The organism is Nocardia seriolae NBRC 15557, assembly GCF_007990715.1.
Classification (GTDB): domain Bacteria; phylum Actinomycetota; class Actinomycetes; order Mycobacteriales; family Mycobacteriaceae; genus Nocardia; species Nocardia seriolae.
The window spans coordinates 16,265-33,689 of the sequence record NZ_BJWY01000084.1; the positions used below are offsets into that span (position 1 = coordinate 16,265).

At 67.9% G+C, this 17,425-nt stretch carries 19 protein-coding genes; 11 read left to right on the top strand and 8 right to left on the bottom strand.

The genetic code is table 11. The features are described from left to right. Window positions 1-10: 10 nt before the first annotated feature. Window positions 11-1,171 (top strand): acyl-CoA dehydrogenase family protein, encoded by a 1,161-nt coding sequence (locus NS2_RS23415; protein ID WP_033089264.1) that lies wholly within the window; start codon window positions 11-13, stop codon window positions 1,169-1,171. 58 nt (window positions 1,172-1,229) lie between these two features. On the opposite strand, the gene NS2_RS23420 is transcribed toward NS2_RS23415, so the two are convergent. Then, on the bottom strand, window positions 1,230-1,817 hold the full coding sequence (locus NS2_RS23420; protein ID WP_230464764.1) for a TetR/AcrR family transcriptional regulator: 588 nt from the start codon (window positions 1,815-1,817) through the stop codon (window positions 1,230-1,232). An 87-nt stretch (window positions 1,818-1,904) separates the two neighbouring features. On the opposite strand from NS2_RS23420, the gene NS2_RS23425 reads away from it, so the two are divergent. Both NS2_RS23425 and NS2_RS23430 read left to right on the top strand, forming a co-directional pair. Continuing rightward, the gene (locus NS2_RS23425) at window positions 1,905-2,525 is read left to right on the top strand and encodes a class I SAM-dependent methyltransferase (protein ID WP_081986096.1); all 621 of its coding nucleotides are present in this window, start codon (window positions 1,905-1,907) and stop codon (window positions 2,523-2,525) included. Between the two features lie 5 nt (window positions 2,526-2,530). Continuing rightward, on the top strand, window positions 2,531-2,944 hold the full coding sequence (locus NS2_RS23430; protein ID WP_033089263.1) for a DUF2218 domain-containing protein: 414 nt from the start codon (window positions 2,531-2,533) through the stop codon (window positions 2,942-2,944). 183 nt (window positions 2,945-3,127) lie between these two features. On the opposite strand, the gene NS2_RS23435 is transcribed toward NS2_RS23430, so the two are convergent. After that, window positions 3,128-3,919 (bottom strand): SAM-dependent methyltransferase, encoded by a 792-nt coding sequence (locus NS2_RS23435; RefSeq protein WP_052086707.1) that lies wholly within the window; start codon window positions 3,917-3,919, stop codon window positions 3,128-3,130. A 278-nt stretch (window positions 3,920-4,197) separates the two neighbouring features. Here NS2_RS23435 and NS2_RS23440 point away from each other — a divergent pair, with 278 nt between their 5' ends. The 3 genes from NS2_RS23440 to NS2_RS23450 are packed head-to-tail and all read left to right on the top strand — an operon-like array spanning window position 4,198 to window position 5,886. After that, window positions 4,198-4,749, top strand: coding sequence for a TetR/AcrR family transcriptional regulator (locus NS2_RS23440; RefSeq protein ID WP_033089262.1), 552 nt, complete (start codon window positions 4,198-4,200; stop codon window positions 4,747-4,749). A gap of 8 nt (window positions 4,750-4,757) precedes the next feature. Continuing rightward, window positions 4,758-5,516 (top strand): hemerythrin domain-containing protein, encoded by a 759-nt coding sequence (locus tag NS2_RS37765; RefSeq protein ID WP_063865044.1) that lies wholly within the window; start codon window positions 4,758-4,760, stop codon window positions 5,514-5,516. After that, complete coding sequence (locus NS2_RS23450; RefSeq protein WP_231992893.1) at window positions 5,479-5,886, top strand: SRPBCC family protein; 408 nt, start codon at window positions 5,479-5,481, stop codon at window positions 5,884-5,886. Before NS2_RS37765 ends, NS2_RS23450 begins: the two co-directional genes overlap by 38 nt. 50 nt (window positions 5,887-5,936) lie before the next feature. Here the strand turns inward: NS2_RS23450 and NS2_RS23455 are convergent, their stop codons facing one another. After that, entirely contained in the window at window positions 5,937-6,323 is a 387-nt protein-coding gene (locus NS2_RS23455; protein ID WP_033089261.1) for an Rv0313 family protein, read from the bottom strand. Window positions 6,324-6,517: 194 nt separating this feature from the next. On the opposite strand from NS2_RS23455, the gene NS2_RS23460 reads away from it, so the two are divergent. From NS2_RS23460 to NS2_RS23475, 3 genes are all read left to right on the top strand, one after another. Next, the gene (locus NS2_RS23460) at window positions 6,518-7,801 is read left to right on the top strand and encodes an ABC1 kinase family protein (protein WP_045438668.1); all 1,284 of its coding nucleotides are present in this window, start codon (window positions 6,518-6,520) and stop codon (window positions 7,799-7,801) included. Window positions 7,802-8,336: 535 nt separating this feature from the next. After that, window positions 8,337-8,555 carry a hypothetical protein gene (locus tag NS2_RS23470; protein ID WP_033089258.1) on the top strand — a complete coding sequence of 73 codons (219 nt, stop codon included), beginning with the start codon at window positions 8,337-8,339 and terminating at the stop codon, window positions 8,553-8,555. 201 nt (window positions 8,556-8,756) lie between these two features. Continuing rightward, entirely contained in the window at window positions 8,757-9,248 is a 492-nt protein-coding gene (locus NS2_RS23475) for a hypothetical protein (protein ID WP_143161327.1), read from the top strand. 298 nt (window positions 9,249-9,546) lie between these two features. On the opposite strand, the gene NS2_RS23480 is transcribed toward NS2_RS23475, so the two are convergent. From NS2_RS23480 to NS2_RS23490, 3 genes are all read right to left on the bottom strand, one after another. Further along, a complete protein-coding gene (locus NS2_RS23480; RefSeq protein ID WP_096490851.1) occupies window positions 9,547-10,026 on the bottom strand; it encodes a DoxX family protein in 480 nt (159 codons plus the stop codon). An 84-nt stretch (window positions 10,027-10,110) separates the two neighbouring features. Continuing rightward, entirely contained in the window at window positions 10,111-10,524 is a 414-nt protein-coding gene (locus NS2_RS23485) for an InlB B-repeat-containing protein (RefSeq protein ID WP_052086705.1), read from the bottom strand. Next, window positions 10,521-11,930 (bottom strand): cytochrome P450, encoded by a 1,410-nt coding sequence (locus NS2_RS23490; RefSeq protein WP_052086704.1) that lies wholly within the window; start codon window positions 11,928-11,930, stop codon window positions 10,521-10,523. Before NS2_RS23490 ends, NS2_RS23485 begins: the two co-directional genes overlap by 4 nt. A 509-nt stretch (window positions 11,931-12,439) precedes the next feature. Between NS2_RS23490 and NS2_RS23495 the strand changes: the two genes are divergently transcribed. After that, on the top strand, window positions 12,440-12,805 hold the full coding sequence (locus tag NS2_RS23495; protein WP_143161328.1) for a hypothetical protein: 366 nt from the start codon (window positions 12,440-12,442) through the stop codon (window positions 12,803-12,805). Window positions 12,806-12,830: 25 nt separating this feature from the next. On the opposite strand, the gene NS2_RS23500 is transcribed toward NS2_RS23495, so the two are convergent. Further along, a complete protein-coding gene (locus tag NS2_RS23500) occupies window positions 12,831-13,637 on the bottom strand; it encodes a LysR family transcriptional regulator (RefSeq protein WP_033089255.1) in 807 nt (268 codons plus the stop codon). A 68-nt stretch (window positions 13,638-13,705) separates the two neighbouring features. On the opposite strand from NS2_RS23500, the gene NS2_RS23505 reads away from it, so the two are divergent. Then, on the top strand, window positions 13,706-14,599 hold the full coding sequence (locus NS2_RS23505) for an NAD(P)H-binding protein (RefSeq protein WP_033089254.1): 894 nt from the start codon (window positions 13,706-13,708) through the stop codon (window positions 14,597-14,599). Between the two features lie 87 nt (window positions 14,600-14,686). Here the strand turns inward: NS2_RS23505 and NS2_RS23510 are convergent, their stop codons facing one another. Further along, on the bottom strand, window positions 14,687-17,278 hold the full coding sequence (locus NS2_RS23510; protein ID WP_147207289.1) for a helix-turn-helix transcriptional regulator: 2,592 nt from the start codon (window positions 17,276-17,278) through the stop codon (window positions 14,687-14,689). Window positions 17,279-17,425: the final 147 nt, after the last annotated feature.

Below are 17,425 nucleotides of genomic sequence, written 5' to 3' on the forward strand. Positions count from 1 at the left end.
GGTAACGACGATGTCCCGACTCTTCCCCGATTACCGTCCCACCTGGGAGACCGAGCAGCACCGCGAGCTGCGCAAGCATGCTGCGGAGTTCTTCGCCAAGGAGATTCCGCCCAACCGCGAGCGGTGGAATCGCGAACATCAGGTCGACCGCGAATTCTGGAACAAGGCCGGTGACGCCGGGCTGCTCGGGCTGGACCTGCCCGAGGAATTCGGCGGCGCGGCAGGCGATTTCGGGTTGCAGGCGGTGGTGCAGGAGGAGCTGGTCTACGCCCACGACAATGCGTTCGGCTTCTCGGTGCACTCGCCGATCGTGTCGCACTACGTCTACAACTACGGCAACGAAGAACAACGCGCGAAGTGGCTGCCCGGCATCATCAGCGGTGAGCTGGTGCTGGCCATCGCCATGACCGAGCCGGGCACCGGGTCCGACCTGCAGTCGGTGCGCACCACCGCGATCCGCGAGGGCGACCACTACGTCATCAACGGCTCGAAGACGTTCATCTCCAATGACACCCACTGCGATCTGCTGGTGATCGTGGCCAAGACCGATCCGTCCCAGGGCGCGGCCGGTGTCTCCCTGATCGTGGCCGAGACCAAGGATCTGCCCGGCTTCGAGCGCGGGCGGGTGCTGGAGAAGATGGGCCAGCACGGCCAGGACACCCGGGAGCTGTTCTTCTCCGATATGCGGGTGCCCGTGGCGAATCTGCTCGGCGCGCAGGAGGGTCTGGGCTTCTACCAGCTCATGGAGCAGCTGGCGCGGGAGCGGCTGATCATCGCCAGCCTGTGCTCGGCACTGGCCGAGGCCGCAGTGCTCGAGGCGCTGAAGTACTCCAGGGAACGCGAGGCGTTCGGGCGTCCGATCGGCAAGTTCCAGCACAACGCGTTCACCCTGGCCGAGGTCAAGACCGAGGCGCTGGCTATCAAAACCCTGGTGGACTACGCGATTCAGCAGTACATCGACGGCACGAACGACCCGTCGACCGCGTCCATGGCCAAGCTGTTCGCCGCCGAGACCGCCGACAAGGTGGTCGACAAGTGCCTGCAGCTCTTCGGCGGCTACGGCTACATGATGGAGTACCCGATCGCGAGCATGTACGTCGGTTCCCGCGTCAACCGCATCTACGGTGGCACCAGCGAGATCATGAAGGAAATCATCTCCCGCTCGCTGTAGCCCGAAGGACGTTCGTCACGGGCGACCCGGGCGGGCGACGGGGGAGCCGGATCGTGGTTCAGTGGTGACGTAGGCCGGACAGTGCCAGGTGCACGAGTCTGGTTATCGCAGCTTCGGATTCGGCGTCGCGGGCGGCGGCGAGGGCGTACAGGCAGAAGGCGGCCAGTTCGGGGGGCGGGATGTCGTCGCGGAGGGTGCCGGTCTCGACGCCCTCCGCGATGAGGCTGCTGACGATTTCGCGCAATTGGCGCTGCGCTTCGGCGATCTGAGGGTCGGGGTGCAGGAAGCGGACGAGTTCGGCGTCGTGGTTGCCGGTCTGCTGAGCGATGTGGGCGTAGGCCGTGAGGACGGCGGTGAGTCGCTCGTTCGAATCGCCTACGCCGTCACGCACATCGGCGAGTTGGCGCAGGTGCTCGTGGATGCGGCGGCCGTGCCAGGCGTGCAGGATCGATTCCACATCGGGGAAGTACTTGTACAGCGTGGCGCGGCCGATGCCGGTGCGCTCGGCGATCTGGGCCATGGTGACCGCCCGCAGGCCGAGCTCGAACACCAGCGCCGCGGTGGTGGCCATGATCGCGTCGCGCACCTGGACGCGATGCGACTCGATTGTCTCGTTCCACAGCTTCGGCACACGCCCACCGTACATGACGCCCATGGTGAATACATCAACCCTCGACTGGAGACGCCGTGTATCGATAAATTCGGTTCAGTGCCGATCAGATGGGAGCACCCCATGTACGTACCCGGTCATTCCCCGCATCCGGATCACTCGGCGACCGGAGCCGATGACCTCTACGCGACCAAACCACCCTGGGATATCGATCGGCCGCAACCGGCCCTGCTGGCGCTCGCGCGGGCGGGCGAGCTGCGCGGTCGGGTGCTCGATATCGGTTGCGGCACAGGCGAACACGCATTGCCGGCGGCCATGCAGGGGCATGACGCGGTGGGCGTGGATCAGTCGGAGGCCGCCCTGGAAACCGCCCGGGCCAAGGCCCGGGACCGAGGGCTGACCGTACGATTCATCCGCCATGACGCCTGCCGGCTGGGCGAGCTCGCGGAGCGCTTCGACACGGTGCTGGACTGCGGGCTGTTCCACATCTTCGACGGCTCGGCCCGCGCGGCCTGTGTCGACAGCCTGCGCGCCGCGATCACACCCGGCGGCCGGTATCTCATGGTGGGTTTCAGCGACCCCGAGACCGGAACCTGGGGCCCGCGCCGGTTGAGCCGCACCGAGATCACCGAGGCGTTCGGCGACGGCTGGCACGTCGATTCCATCGAACCGACCGAGCTGGAGATCATCCCGCCCCCCAGGCCGGGTCGCCGCCTGGCTCGTGCGCGTGACCAAAGGCGGTGAACCCGATGCCGAGCAGTGAAGCGCGCATCTCCACCGACCGCCCCGCACGCTACCTCGCACAATTCTGCAAGCATGCCGCGGCCATGGCCGACACCATGAACGGTGCTCGCGCACACCGATTCCGGCCCCACGGCGGCACGGGCGAGCACGAGCCCGCACATCAGGTTGCCGCGCGCGGAGAATTGACCGTGCGCGCCGCATCCGAGGGCAACGACGGCACCGTCGAATTCACCCCGTGGGGCCGCGCCGCCCTGCACGCCGACGCCACGACGCTGACGATCCGCATCGACGCCACGGGGCAGGACGAACTGCGACGAATCCAGGAGCTCATCACCGACGACCTGAACAGATTCACCCGCCGGCAACTCGACATCGACTGGCTGCGTATCGATTCCGGAACCACCCGGGCATTCGAATGAGCCACCTCGGATAGAAACCGCGTATCCGGACTACCCCGATTCTGGTCGTCGCGGTCATCCTCGCGATGCTCGCAATCCACGCCGGACTCGGCGGACTCGTCGTGACCCAGTGGCGTTGGTCGGTGGGCGCGGTGGCCGCAGTCGCGGTCGCGAAGGTCGCGATAATCCTGGGGCACGGGCGGGCTACGGTTTTCGGGCCACACCGCAGTAGCAGGAGACCTTGGCGTCGAACGACGGTGAGATGGCGGCGGACTCCATCAGATGCCAGCGATGCGGTGGCACGATTCCGGGGGCGACCAGGTCCAGGCCGGTGAACCAGGAGGTGACCTCCTGGCGGGTACGCACCAGGGCGGGCAGTTTGCGGATGCGGTAGACCTCTTGGGCGGCCCGCACCTGCTCGGGGGCGAAATCGGCGGTGATGGTGCAGATTACGAGGTGGGAGCCGGGGGCCAGGGCGTCGAGGAAGGTCTTCACGATCTGGTCGACGCTGAGCTCGACGAAGTGCAGCAGCGCGATCATGCTCAGTCCGACCGGCCGGGACAGGTCGAGGGAGCCGAGCAGCTCGGGGTCGCGCAGGATGGCATCCGGGTCGGTGACGTCGCCCTCGATATAGGTTGTCGCGCCCTGCTCGCTGCCCGTCATGAGCGCCCGGGCGTGGGCCAGGACCAGTGGATCGTTGTCGACGTAGACCACCCGGGCGTCGGGAGCGACCTGCTGGGCGATCTGGTGCAGATTGGGCTCGGTCGGGATGCCGGTGCCGATATCGAGGAACTGCCGGATCCCGGCCTCGGCCAGGAACCGGGTGCTGCGATGCATGAACCGGCGGTTGACCCGGGCCGCGATCCGAATATCGGGCCAGGCGCGCAGAATTTCCTCCGCGGCCTGCCGATCCGCCTCGTAGTTGTCCTTGCCGCCGAGGAAGTAGTCGTAAATGCGTGAGGTGTGCGGCTGTTCGACCGGGGTCTCTCCGTCCATCCCATCACCGTTCAATCGCCGATCGACCACGGACTCCCTCGAACAGGCTAGTCCGTCCGCCCGTCCGACCGAGGGGTTTCGTCCGGTTGACCGTCGCTCGCCGGTACCTACCTCGTGCGGCCGGATCCGTGGTGGCTGCGGATTCGAGTCGAGGAAATCACTGGAACACGCTTGTGATGAATACAGAGCCGTTCCATACTTGATGGGTGACCACGCCCGGGCCTCGCCGATACGAATCGCCGCTACGGCGGGAATTGGCTTCCCGGACACGGCAATCCGTGCTCGAGGTCGCATCGCGACTGTTCATGGAACGGGGATGGGAAGGCACGTCCATGCGTGACATCGCGCGCGCGGCGGGATGTTCGGTGGAGACGGTCTATTCCGTCGGCAACAAGGTCCTGCTGCTGAAAACGGTGCTCGACATCGCCGTCGTCGGCGACGACGCGGCGGTGAGCCTCGACGACCGTCCAGGGTTCGACGTGGGCGAGGGCGGCCTCGCCGTACGCGCCGCGACTATGGCCGAGGTCTTCGCCTCGATCTATCGGCGCACCGCGGACCTGCGCCGGATACTCGACATCGCGGCGCAGACGAACTCCGAACTGGCCGCGCTCGATGCGAAATGCCGTAGCGACGAACGCATCTCGCGCACCGCGCTGGTGGCGGCCGCAGCCCGGCGGCCACTGACCGACCTCGAGGCCGATGCGGTCCAGGCGGTGTTCAGCAACGAGGTCTACCGCCTGTTCACCACGGTGACGGGGTGGTCACACGAGCAGTACCGAGGCTGGGCGGCCGACGCGATTGTGCGGCTGCTCGAACTGCACGAGGAGTAGAGAATGCCATGACCGCCGTCACCGGCCTCGCCGGACCCGCGGACACCCGCGTCATGCACGTCGTCCACACGGCGCTGCGACGCGACTTGACCAGAACCACCGAGACACTCACCACCGACCCACCGCCCTTCCCGGCCCAGCGCATCGCGCTCGCCGCGCATCTCGACTGGATGATGCACTTCCTGCACCAGCACCACCGTTCCGAGGACGAGCACCTCTACCCGCTGGTGCGCGGACGCAATGCCGAGGCGCACAGCCTGCTCGATCGGATGCACGCCGACCATCGATCCGTCGATCCGGCAATGGATTCCCTGCGGACCGCCGCCCGGGCGTATCGCGATTCCGACGACGCGCGCGGCGAGTTGATCGCCGCGATCGACCGATGGAGCGCGGTGCTGCTGCCGCATCTGGATCGTGAGGAGACCGAGATGATGCCGATCGTCTCGGCCACGATCACCGAAGCCGAATGGCGGCACTGGAATACCGAGTACAACGTCAAACCGCTCGGGCCGATCGAGGTCTTCGACGAGGGCCTGTTCATCATCGACGACGCACCGGCCCGCGATCACGGGGTTGATTCCCGCGGTTCCACGCTGGGTGATGCTGCACGTGATGAGCGCCCGCTATCGCCGCTCCGCGTTCCGGCGCTGGCGCACCGCCCGGTTCTCGCCCCTGCGTTCATCATTGGGCGGCCGACACGAGGTGCACACCCGCGCCGCGCCGGAGGCGGTGTGGCAGGTACTGGCCGAGGTCACCCGCATCGGTGAATGGAGCCACGAATGCCTGCGCGCCGAATGGCTCGACGGCGCAACCGCACCCGCCGTCCGCGCCCGCTTCCGCGGCCACAGCCGATCCGGTTTCATGCGCTGGAGCCGCGTGTGCGAATTCACCGTCGTCGACCCACCCCACGAACTGGTGTGGATCACCCACGGCGGCATCTACGGCGACACCACCGAATGGCGATTCCGGTTGGAACCCCGCGAATCCGGCACCCGCATCGTGCAGCAATACCGCGTGCTCAGCCTGCCGGTCTGGTTCGACCGCCTGGTCCACCTGACGGTTCCCGCCCACCACGACCGCGACCCCGCGCTGCAAAGCGACCTGGTCCGGCTCGCCGACCTGTGCTCGGAGGGGTAGTACAGGTCGGACCGGGTTCGGCGACCGGCTCTTTCGACAGCACTCGACCGTCAGGGCGTGTCGAGTGCTGTCGCCGGGACGCCGTATGGGAGGAAGCGGACTCGGCGGCGTTCGTCGGTGTTGTCGCGATGGGCGCGCAGGGCCTCGAGTTCGGTGGGGAAGACCTGTTCGACTCTGGCTCCACCGGTATCGTCGACGGTGTAGATGACCCAGACGCCGCTGCCGGTCTCACCGGTGGTCTGGGCCTCCGGTTTCGGCGCTCGCGTGCGCTCCGGCTGGACGAACTGACCCAGCAGCGAGGTCAGGGTGGTGGCCAGGCTGGCGCGATCGATGTACTCGCCGACCTTTCCGAGCAGGTCGCCCAATTCGATTCCGGCCTCGCGCAGTATGCGTTCGAGTTCTTCGGGGTCCATTCCGAAAGGCCGGTCGGATGCCATCGCGATGCTCCTTGGAGACGAATGCGGTGCTACGCCTTCAGTGTCCTCGCGCCAGCCCGGCTTCGCCACGTCGGAGGGGCGCCGGTCGCGCGTAACGGTTCCTTGACGGCACGATCGTCCCGTCTGACACTGATTGGGTGGTGGGGATACGGCGTCTCGGCGTCAAGCGGACCGCGAAATTGGCGGCGCTTCCGATGAGCATTATGGCCAAACGTGCTGCGGCACTGAGCAAGCGGATCGTCACGGGGGCCGAGCGGGGCGAACTCGACGAACGGCTCATGGTCGAGGCCGCCGAACAGGTTTTCGCGGTGCTCGGTGAGCTCAAGGGCGGCGCGATGAAGATCGGGCAGGCATTGAGCGTGATGGAGGTGGCGGTGCCGCCGCAGTTCGCGGATCGCTACCGCGCGGCACTGGTGCGGCTGCAGGAGCAGGCGCCGCCGATGCCCGTCGAGTCGGTGCACCGGATGCTCGACCAGCAGCTCGGTACCCGCTGGCCGGACCGGTTCGCCGAATTCGACGAAACGCCGGTCGCCGCCGCCAGCATCGGGCAGGTGCATCGCGCGGTGTGGGCGGATGGCCGGCCCGTCGCGGTCAAGGTCCAGTACCCGGGCGCGGACGAGGCGCTGCGCGCGGATCTGAAATCGGCGAAACTGTTCGCCCGGGCCTTTTCCGCGATGGTGCCGGGTATCGATGCCAAGGCGCTCATCCAGGAGTTCATCGATCGGACCGACGATGAGCTCGACTACCGGATCGAGGCCGGATATCAGCGGGCCTTCGCCCGGGCGCTCGGGCCGCACGATCCGAAGTTCTTCGTACCCAGGGTGATCGCCTCCGCGCCGAAGGTCTTGATCACCGAGTGGATGGCGGGCAGGTCGCTCGCGGCGATCATCGCCGACGGCTCCCTCGCCGAGCGCGATCGTGCCGGTCAGTTGTTCGCGGAATTCCTGCTGTCCTCGCCCCGCCGAATCGGCTACCTGCACGCCGACCCGCATCCGGGGAACTTCCGCCTGCTGGCCGACAACCGTTTGGGCGTGGTCGATTTCGGCGCCGTCACCCCGACGCCCGACGGCCTCCCGGCGGTCGGCGCGCTGATCCGCTGTGTGCTCGACGACGATTACGACGGATTGACCCGGGCGGCAATCGAGGCCGGGTTCGTCAAAGCGGGCGCCGACCTCGAAATGGAGCCCCTGCGACGTGAATTCGGCCCGCTGGCGCACCTGGGCCGGAGCGAGAACTTCCGCTTCACCCGCGAGCTGGTGCAGGGTCAGGTCGGCCGGTCGACCGATATGGACAACTTCTCGGTGAGCAATCTGTTCGCCTTCACCCTGCCCGCCGATCGCCCGGACCTGTTCATCCTGGGCCGGGTATTCGGCGGCATGATCGGGGTCTGCGCGCAGCTCGAGGCCGAAGGCCCCTTCTACGGCCTGCTCGAACAATGGCTGCCGGGCTTCGCCGAGGACGAGGAGAATTCGGCATAGCCCGAAGCAATTCCGCGCTGCGCGACCGACTTCGGCGCTACGCGAACATTCCGGGGTTCGCCGCCACCGCCCGGCGCAGGGTGGGGCGATTGGCGCGGTAGGCGTCCACCACCGTGGCCAGCTCGTGCGGACTCGCGCCGTGCATGATGGGGTTCCGGTAGTAATCGCCGATAGTCCAACGAAGTTCTAGTAGCGCCTGGTCAGCCGCCGGTGCGGCGATCTGCCGTGCCAGCGCCACCTGCCGTGGTCCGAGTTTGGGTTGTACACGGCAACCGATACAAACCCGGCCTGCGGAAACCTGCTGCAGCCGAACATGTCTCGTGAACGTTCGTTATCGACACGAGCTGTTCGTCGATGCGGGCAGTCGTCAGGGCGGTCGGCGGCTGGGTGCGTCGAGGTGACGTGGGTCCCTTGGTGAGGGTGACTTCGTCCTCGTTCGGCGAGGGCGAGTGGTTCGTAGATTTGGTGGGTATGAACACGCCGTCGATGCGCCGGCGTCTTTGGTACAAGCTGGGTGGGACGTTTGCCTGTCAGCATGCAGGAGTGGGTCTGTCGCGACCTCACCGGGCCCGGCGCGAACTGGATCGCGGTCGTGCTGATCATCTACATCTTGGTTCCGCTGGTGTACTTCATGATCGCGCTGGATTACGTGTATCGGCGATTCCGTCCGATCGACCACGGCTCGGATCCGGGGTTGGTCGCTCGCACCCGCCATGGCGCACAGCAGGAACGCGAGGAATACCGGCACGAGTGATCGAGTGACCGTTGGCGCTCGTGCCAGGGAGCGAGTCGGGGTTCTCGCCGATGCACCGGTACCCGGACGAGGCGAAGTTGGATCCCGCGGCCCGATGACGATTCGAGGCGATAGCGACCGTGTCGGGTGACGCGGATTCCAGAGAACGGAGCAAGCGGGGATGAGAAGGAATATGCGGGCCTGCTGGGGAAGGCGTGCGCGGTGAGGGCGATGATAGGTCTGCTGCCGTTTGCGGTCGTGCTCGTGGTGGTGGCCGGTGCTGTCTGGTGGTCGCTGGATCGGGGCAGTGCCATGGGTGCGTGGCTGGTGGCGGCCATCTTGTTCGCGCACGGGTGGGTGCACCTGGTCTTTCTGCTTCCGAATCCCGCGCACCGGTCCGCCGGGTCCGACGCGGGCAACCCGTTCGACCTGGACCGCTCGTGGCTGAGCGGACGCGGTGTCGAGGGCCGGCTCGTCCACTCGGTGGGAGCGGTGCTGGCCGTTGTGACGTTCGTAGCGTTGGCTGCGGCTGCGGCTGCGGTACTCGAATGGCTGGTCCCCGCGTCCTGGTGGGCCGCGCTGACCGTGGCGGGCGTTGCCGGTTCCACGACATTGCTGGTGTTGTTCTTCGCGCCCGCGCTCGTCCTCGGGTTCGTCATCGACGCCGGCCTGCTCGCCCTGGTGTTCCAGACAGCCTGGCAGGTACCGCGGTGACACCCGTCGATCCGGAGGATGGGGCACCAGGCTGACCCGGGACATGGATTTCACGGTCCATGTCCAGATTTTCGGAAGGCTGCTGGAAGCGTTGATGGTCAAGGCCGCCGACCCCAGGGCCGTCCGCACGGTCGCGTGTCCCAGATTGGTCGACTACTTCATTCGGCGAGGCTCCGGGCAACTGTCCGGATGAGGTGAGGTCATGACCGCGTCGATGTCCGGGGTGCGCGCTCGACACCCCGGAATCTCCGACTGCCGGCTCGCCTTTCGACGATAGCGGGAGGTCCGTTCGATCCCGCTACTCGTCGGCGATCCGGCGGTCGAGTCCGAAGGCGCCCGTGCCCGACCACACCAGAAACAGCATGACGGCCAGCAGGGTCGGGGCCAGCCCGAGATGGAACGGGCCGCCGACCCGTACCCCGGCGGTCGCGATCGCGCCGATCATGTTGACGGCCAGGGCGATCGCGGCGATCCGGGTCCCGAGACCGAGCACCAGCAGCAGTCCGCCGCCGAGCTCGAGCAATCCGACCAGCAGGACGATCGTCGGTGAGTCGGGGAATCCGAAGCTGACGAAGGCCGCCATCTCGTCGCGGTGCGCCTGCCCGGCGAAGGGGAACTTGGGGAACGAGGTGAGGATGAACAGCAGCCCGGCGAGCACCCGCGCCACCGACGTGGCCACCGCGAGGCGACCGCCGACGCGGGTGCCGAAGATCGTATTCCGTTGGAACAGAGACTTTCTCGTACTCTCCGTGCGGGTCTGATCCGGATGTGTCGGCATGGCTTCCTCCATACGGCCGTAGAGCGATATCACGGATCGGTGTCGAAGCACCCGTCCGGCGTTACACGCACCCGCATCGGAGCGTCAGTAGGCGGCGGAGCACAGGTCGTCGTTGGGACAGAACACCACGGTGGCGCTGGAGGATCCGGACACGGTCCTGGTGATGGTGGGGGTATCGCCCTGGTCCCAGAGGTTGAAGTAGGAGTCGGGGTCGGGCCGGGCGGTCAGGGTGACCGATGTTCCGGCTGGGACGGAGATCGCGCAGGTGCCGGTGATCTGACCGCCCGCGCCGGTTTGCCAGTCGTAGCGGCTCTGATGGCAGTTGATGCCCGCCGGGCTGCTGGTCACGGTGCCGCCGCCCCAGCCGTCGAACCAGATCTGGAGCTGCGCGGTGTCTTTCACGGTGGCGGGGGAGGGGAGACCCAGCTCTGGCGCGGCGATCAGCAGGGCGGCGATCAGGAGGTGGCGGCTGCGGGGTCGGGATGGGTTGCGGCTCATGGAACTTCTCCTCGGGCGGGGATGGGGCGGCTGCGGATCCGGCAGGGGACCGCGCCGACCGGGTGCAGTACGAGATCGGTGGTGACGCGGACGTCGCCCGGGTCGCAGGTGAACTCGAAGTCGCGGACCAGGATGGCCAGGGTGAGGACGGCCTCGAGCATGGCGAAGCGGTAGCCGATGCAGCCGCGGGGGCCTTGACCGAAGGGCAGCCAGGCGAATTTGTGGCGTTGCGCTTCCCGTTCGGGGGTGAATCGTTCCGGATCGAACTGGAACGGGTCGGGCCACAGGTCTTCTCGGTGGTGGATCACCCAGGGGGAGACCGCGAGGTCGGCACCGGCGGGGATCCGGTATCCGCAGATGTCGGTGTCCCGTGACGTCCGCCGGGAGATGTAGGGCGCGGGCGGGTAGAGACGGGCAGCTTCCTTGATCACCATCGTGGTGTACGGCAAGCCGGCCAGGTCCTCGGCGGCCGGTTCGGCCGGCAGTGCGCGGGTGGCCTCGTCGTGGACGCGCGCCTGCACCTCGGGGTGCCTGCCCAGCAGATGCAGCGCGAACGTCAGCAGGGTGGCGGTGGTGTCGTGACCGGCGAACAGGAACACTTTCACCTGATCGCGAATCTCGTTGTCGGACAGTGCGTCATCCCCGTCGCGCGCGGCGATCAGCCGCCCGATCAGGTCGATGCCGGGCTCCGGCGCGGCCCGCCGCGCGGCGATGATCTCGTCACAGACGACGCGAATCCGTTCTTGCGTGCGAGCGATACGACGGTTGGCGGGTGTAGGCCAGTGCAGCGGTGTCGGTTTCGGCACCATGGCCCGGCGCAACACCGCGCGCCCGAGCACCGGAAACCCCGCCCGCAGCACCGGCGCCATGCTCGTCGCATCCGCACCGAACAGCACCCTGGTCACGATCCCCAGGGTCAGCCCGGTCATCTCGGCGCGCAGATCGACGACACCACCGGACCGAGCACGCCATTGCGCGGCCAGCAGACCCACTTCACCGGTCATCGCCGCCACATATCCGTTCACGCCCCGGGTGGTGAACAAGGGCGCGATCAGCCGCCGCTGCCGCAGCCAGACCTCATCCTGGCTGGTGAGCAGCCCATCCCCGAGCATGTCCCGAATCGGCTGATACAGCCGCCCATCCTTGCGATAGTCCGCCCCCGCCGCAGCAGCGAAAACATGCGCCGCCCCATCGGGGTGGTTGATCACGTACGAGGTGCGCCCCCGCGCGATCGCCCCATAGGAAAGTCGTGTGACATCACCGCATTCGGCATACCCGCGCATCCCCTCCCCGAGCGGATCCCGCAGCAACCGCACAGTCGATCCCAGCAGCCACGATCCCGCCGCAGTAGCCGGCTCCCGCAGCGCCACCGCCCCGCCACCCCGACCGTTCACTTCATCGTCCATCCGAACAACATCCGTCCGACAGACCCCGACGGAGCGCGTATACCACTACTCGAAACAGCCACGGCCACCCGCAATGCCTACTCGTCCCCACCGACCGGCGCGGCTCGGCAAGTCCGGCGGAAAGGTATCCGGGTGGGGCGCGGCTGCGAACATAATGTAGGTGCTTCTGCCGGGAGATGGTCGGTGGTGGGGGCGCGGTGCTCAACTTCGGTTCCGAATGAGGTGTTCAGCCATGGAATTCGAGAGCAGGATGTTTGCTGCGCACTCACACCTTGATCCGGTTCGGCTGGCCGAGATTTTGAAACATGTGCATGAATTGCCGGATCGGCTGGTCGGGTCGGCTGATTTGGATCCGTTTGCGGGGCTGGCGTACGGGATTATCGGTGCGGACGCGGGGGATCGGCGGTGGTTGGGGGATCATCTCGCGGAGTTGCGTGGGCGCTGGGACGGGTTGCCCGGGGGGGAGGTCGCGGTGCGTCATTCACGGGGCGACGCGGATCGACGGTGTGTTGAGTGGCGATGATGACTGTGCCGCGCCGCTGGATGCGGGGCCGGTCACGGTCGGGCCGCCGGAGTGGGATCTGGTGCCGATGGCCATGGCGTACTGGTCATTCGGTTGGCTCGACACGGCGCAGTACGCGGCGTTCTGTCGAACCTATGGCCAGGATGTCGCTCGGTGCGGGCGGTATTACCTGCTGCGGGACATCCAGGAATTCGCGATGACCATCGCGGCCTTCCGGCTCGCGAGCGACGATCGCCGACTCCGCGAGCAAGCGGCGTGCCGCCTCGCATCCATTCGCGGAGACATCGGCCCGCGACCGTGGCCGGGTTGGCTGCCGATCGAGGCGCACCCGAACCCGTTGCACGCGGCGTGATCGAGCGAGGTCCCGGTGGGTCGGTTCAACGCCGCAGCATCGTGACGGCCAGGTCGAGGAATTCCCGAACCAGCTTGTCGCGGTGGCCCGTTGCGATGACCAGGCAGGTCTCGACCCCGGGGGCATCGGCGACGGGGCGGTGGACGAGGTCGGGGCGGACGTAGGCGCGGGCCGCGCTCAGCGGTGCCAGGATCAGGCCGTGGCCGGAGGCGATCAGCTCGAATTTCTCTTCCAGTGACAAGGTCCGCCGGTTCCGGATGTCGAGCATGGGCTCGCCGTCGAGGTCGGCCAGGGTCAGTTCCGAACGGGCGGCCAGGGGATGGGTCGCGGGCATGCACACCACCCTGGGCTCGTGACCGACGGGGATGGTGCTCAGTCCGGATTCATCGAAAGGCTTTCGCAGGTAACCGATTTGAGCACGGCCGTCGCGCAGCGGCGCTTCGCGTTCCCACCAGCGCGCCGGAACCACATCGGTCTCCACCCCGGGATGCCGTCGCGCGAATTCCCGAATCACTTCCGAGACGTACAGTCCGGCCGAGAACGCGACCACCAGCCGCCGCACGCCACGATCGGTGTCCTGCACGCGCCGCACCGCCGCGTCCACGGCCGCGAGGATTCCCTGCGCCTCTTCGTAGAGCTGCTTCCCGGCGGCGGTCAACTCCACCGTGCGGGTGGTCCGCACCAGCAGCACACAATCGAGTTCCTGCTCGAACGCCTTGATCTGACGGCTCAGCACGGGCTGGGCAATGTAGAGCTGCTCCGCCGCCCGGCCGAAGTGCCGGTGCTCGGCCACCGCGGCGAAGTAGCGGAGCTTGCGCAGATCCAGATCCATACCCTCACGGTATCAATCTGCCGGAGAAGGTCTTGGACGCCGTGACGAACCGTCAGCAGACTTCAAGCATGATCGTTATCACCGCTCCCACCGGCCACATCGGCAGCCGACTGCTGAACATCCTGCTCGAAACAACAACCCGCACCGAGGAATTGCGCGTCATCGCGCGCGATCCCGGCAAGCTCCCGGAGGCCGTCCGCGCCCGCGTCGAGATCGTCGCCGGATCGCACGGCGATCCCGATGTCGTGGACCGCGCCTTCGCCGGCGCGGACGCGGTGTTCTGGCTGGTCCCGCCCGACCAGTCCGCGCCGGATCTCGACGCTGCCTTCTCCGGATTCACGAGTGCCGCCGCCAAGGCCCTCACCACCCATGCGGTCGGCCACGTCGTCGGCGTCTCGGCGCTCGGACGCGGCACCGGCGTCGCCGACCACGCCGGGCTGGTGACCGCATCGCTGGCGATGGACGATCTCCTCGCGAGCACCGGCGTCTCCTATCGGGCGCTGGCCAACCCCTCGTTCATGGACAACCTGCTGTGGCAGGCGGTTTCGATCCGCGAGGATGGCGTGTTCACCGGCACGGCGCCCGCCGAGTACAGTGCGCCGCTGGTCGCCACCCGCGATATCGCCGCCGCGGCCGCCGACCTGCTGCTCGACCGCTCCTGGTCGGGGATCGGCGAACGGCCGCTACTGGGGCCAGAGGATCTCGCACCGAACGACATGGCGCACATCATGTCCGAAGTGCTCGGCCGCCCCGTCCGCTACCGGCATCAAGCTCTCGACGAGTTCCGCGCCACGCTCACCGCCCGAGGGGTCAGCGATGCCATCGCGACCGCTTACGTCGACATGATGCGCGCCAAGAACAACGGTCTCGACAATGCCGTGCCCCGCACGGATACGACCGAGAGCCCGACCGGCTTCCGTGAGTGGTGCGAGCAGGTTCTCGCCCCGGCGGCCCGAGCCTGACCCGTTTCAGCCCCGAGGCTCAGCCGCCCGTTTGCAACGGTCTGGCCTGTTCCGATGTGGAACTCGACCTCTGACCGGGTCGAGCGGTCAGGGCGCGTCGTCGAAGCCCAGGATCGCGGCGAACTCGTGGCGACCGGTGACGCCGAGTTTGGCGCTCGCCCGGTAGACGTGGCCCTCGACCGTACGGGCCGAGAGCATCAGCTTCTCGGCGATCTCCCGATTCGTGAAACCCTGTGCGGCCAAGGTGATCACCTCGCGTTCGCGGGCCGACAGCGGGAGCGGGACGGCCACCAGCGACAGTGCCGGAGTGTGCGGACCGCCGCAGCGTGCGGCGATCCGCACCGCCCGCGCGGCCGCGGTGTGCGCGGAGCCGTAGAGGCCGTGGCGGCGGAAGGAGTCGGCGGCCTGCGCCAGGGCATCGGCGGCGGACAATTGATCACCGAAGCGCTCGAACGCCGCCGCGGCGTCCATCAGGGCGCGGGCATCGTCCGCCGCCAGGGCGGCGGCATGCGCGGCGGCGGCGGGTGCGCGCGGACCGTCCAAACGGGTTGCCAGCTCGGCGAGTTCGGCGGCGGCGGTGCGGTCACCGAATCTCGTGGCCGTGTGCAGCGCGATGGCCGTGTGCATGGTCTGGCCCCGGCCCCGCGCGATTCCGGCGGCCTCGTGCGCCAGCGTGATCGCGGCACTGACATTGCCCTCCGACGCGGCGACCCAGGCATCGGCGAGTCGCTCGATCGGGTCGCAGAAGATGACCGCGGGATGACGGTACCGGTGCATATCCGCCTGGGCTCGGCACGCGGCTTCGCGTTCACCGCGAATCGCCAGGCACTGTGTCAAGGAGAGCAGCGTGCCGTACAGCGCGCCACCGAAGTTCCCGAACGGCTCCTGTCCCGCTCGCTCCTCGGTCAACTCGCTTCGCGCGGTATCGAGTTCCCCGCGCGCGAGACCGGCGATGCCCGTGACGTATCTGCACTGGGCCATCGGCGTATCTTCGACCGAACCCCGGTATTCCGCCGCCACCGTGGTGGCGAGGTCGAGGTGGCCCGCCCAGATCAGCCCGCTGAGGTGTTGGGTGGCCAGCGCCGCCCGGAAATTGGCGAACTCCGCGACGTTCTCGGCGGCGGCCGTGCCTCGGGCGACGTATGCGCCCAGATCGGCTCGGCCGGTCATCGCCGCCCACATCACCATGCCGCAGGACGCGAACAGCACCGCGGCGTCGGTGGCGTCGTCGGCCGCGAGCACCTCGGTTCCGAGCGCCGTCGCCGTGTCGAGTCGACCGCAGGCGGCCTCGAACATTCCCGACAGCGCGCGCAGCGTATCCCGCAGTGGGTGGTCGGTCACCCGGGCGATCGCTTCGGCGAGCAGTGCCCCGGCCTCGTCGGGGCATGTGGCCCGGAAGCCGAGATTCGTTGCGCGAGTGACGGTTGCGCGGACGAATTCGCTCTCGTTGCCGGCCAGGTTCGCCAGCACGGCCAGCTCGGCGTCGGCCGACGCGGGCGGGCTCGACAGCATGGCGGCGAAGGCCACGATCGCCTGCGCGCGGAAGCCGCCCGCCGCCCCCACCGCCGCGCGCCCGAGCCGATCGGCGAGCCGGAAATCGGCGAGCCCGAGTGCCCGCTCGCCCACCTCGATGAACAGGTCCGGGTCCGGGCGCAGGTCGGAATCCAGGAGCAGCACCGCGCGGCGGATCCGCGTCTCGGGCCGGCGAGAACCGCTGTCCGCCAACGATGCCGCGATCCGGCCGCGCAGTCGCCGGGCGCGCAACCGCCCCATCGAAGCGCGACGGACCTCCCCGTACAACGGGTGCGCCAATCGGACCACGAACAGGTCGTCCTCCGACTCGATCGTCACCACACCGGCGTCCTCCGCCGACTCCACCGCGTCACCCGCGACGATCCCGCCGAGCAGTCCGATCGGGAGCGGTTCACTCAGGGCCAGCAGATCGACCACCGTGCGAACCTCGGCCGCCAGCTCGTCGAGATGGGCGATCACCATGTCCGCCAACATCGATGGCACCTCCACATCGCCCGCCAACCGCCACGCGCCACCGGCGCTTCGAAAAGCGCTGGACGCGACGAGTTGCCGCAGATACAGCACATTGCCCTGGCTGAGCTGCCACAGCCGCTGGACCGTCCCCGGATCGACGTGCCCGCCGAGTACCGCGGCCACCAGCGCTTCGGTTTCCCGCTCCGACAGGGGCTGAAGTTCCAATCGCTCGAGATGCTCGTCTTTCCACAGCGCGGTCACCGCATCGGGTACGGGTTCGCCGCTGCGCACCGTCGCCACCAGCGTCGCCCGCCCCTGCAGCACAAGCTGATTCACCAGCAGAGCCGACAGATCGTCGAGCAGGTGCGCATCGTCGACCGCGACCACGGCCGCCCCGCGCCCGCCGACGATCCGATCCACGGCCCGGCGCACGACGGTCTGCGGATCACCCGGCTCGGTCACCAAACTCGCGAACGCGCCCAGCGGCACCGCCCGCGCGCACTCGGTCGCACTCACCCAGCACACGAACGCACCGCGGCGGCGTTCCAGCGCAACAGCTTCCCGGGCGAGCCGGGTCTTACCGACCCCGGGGCGACCCGACAGCACCACCCCGCGTGCGCTCCCACGTCGGCGCACCGCGGTCTCGATGAACGCCAGCTCCTCCGAGCGACCGGTCAGCGGCCACGCCCGCATCGCGCTCACCGATGCCCAGTCGACGGCCACTTCGATTGCACACAGCCAGGGTAGGAGCAGGCTGTATGCGGCAACAACGCAATTGTTCGACCGGCGATCACGGCCGGAAAGATCCACAACGCCTGTTCGGGGTGAACCTTTAATACT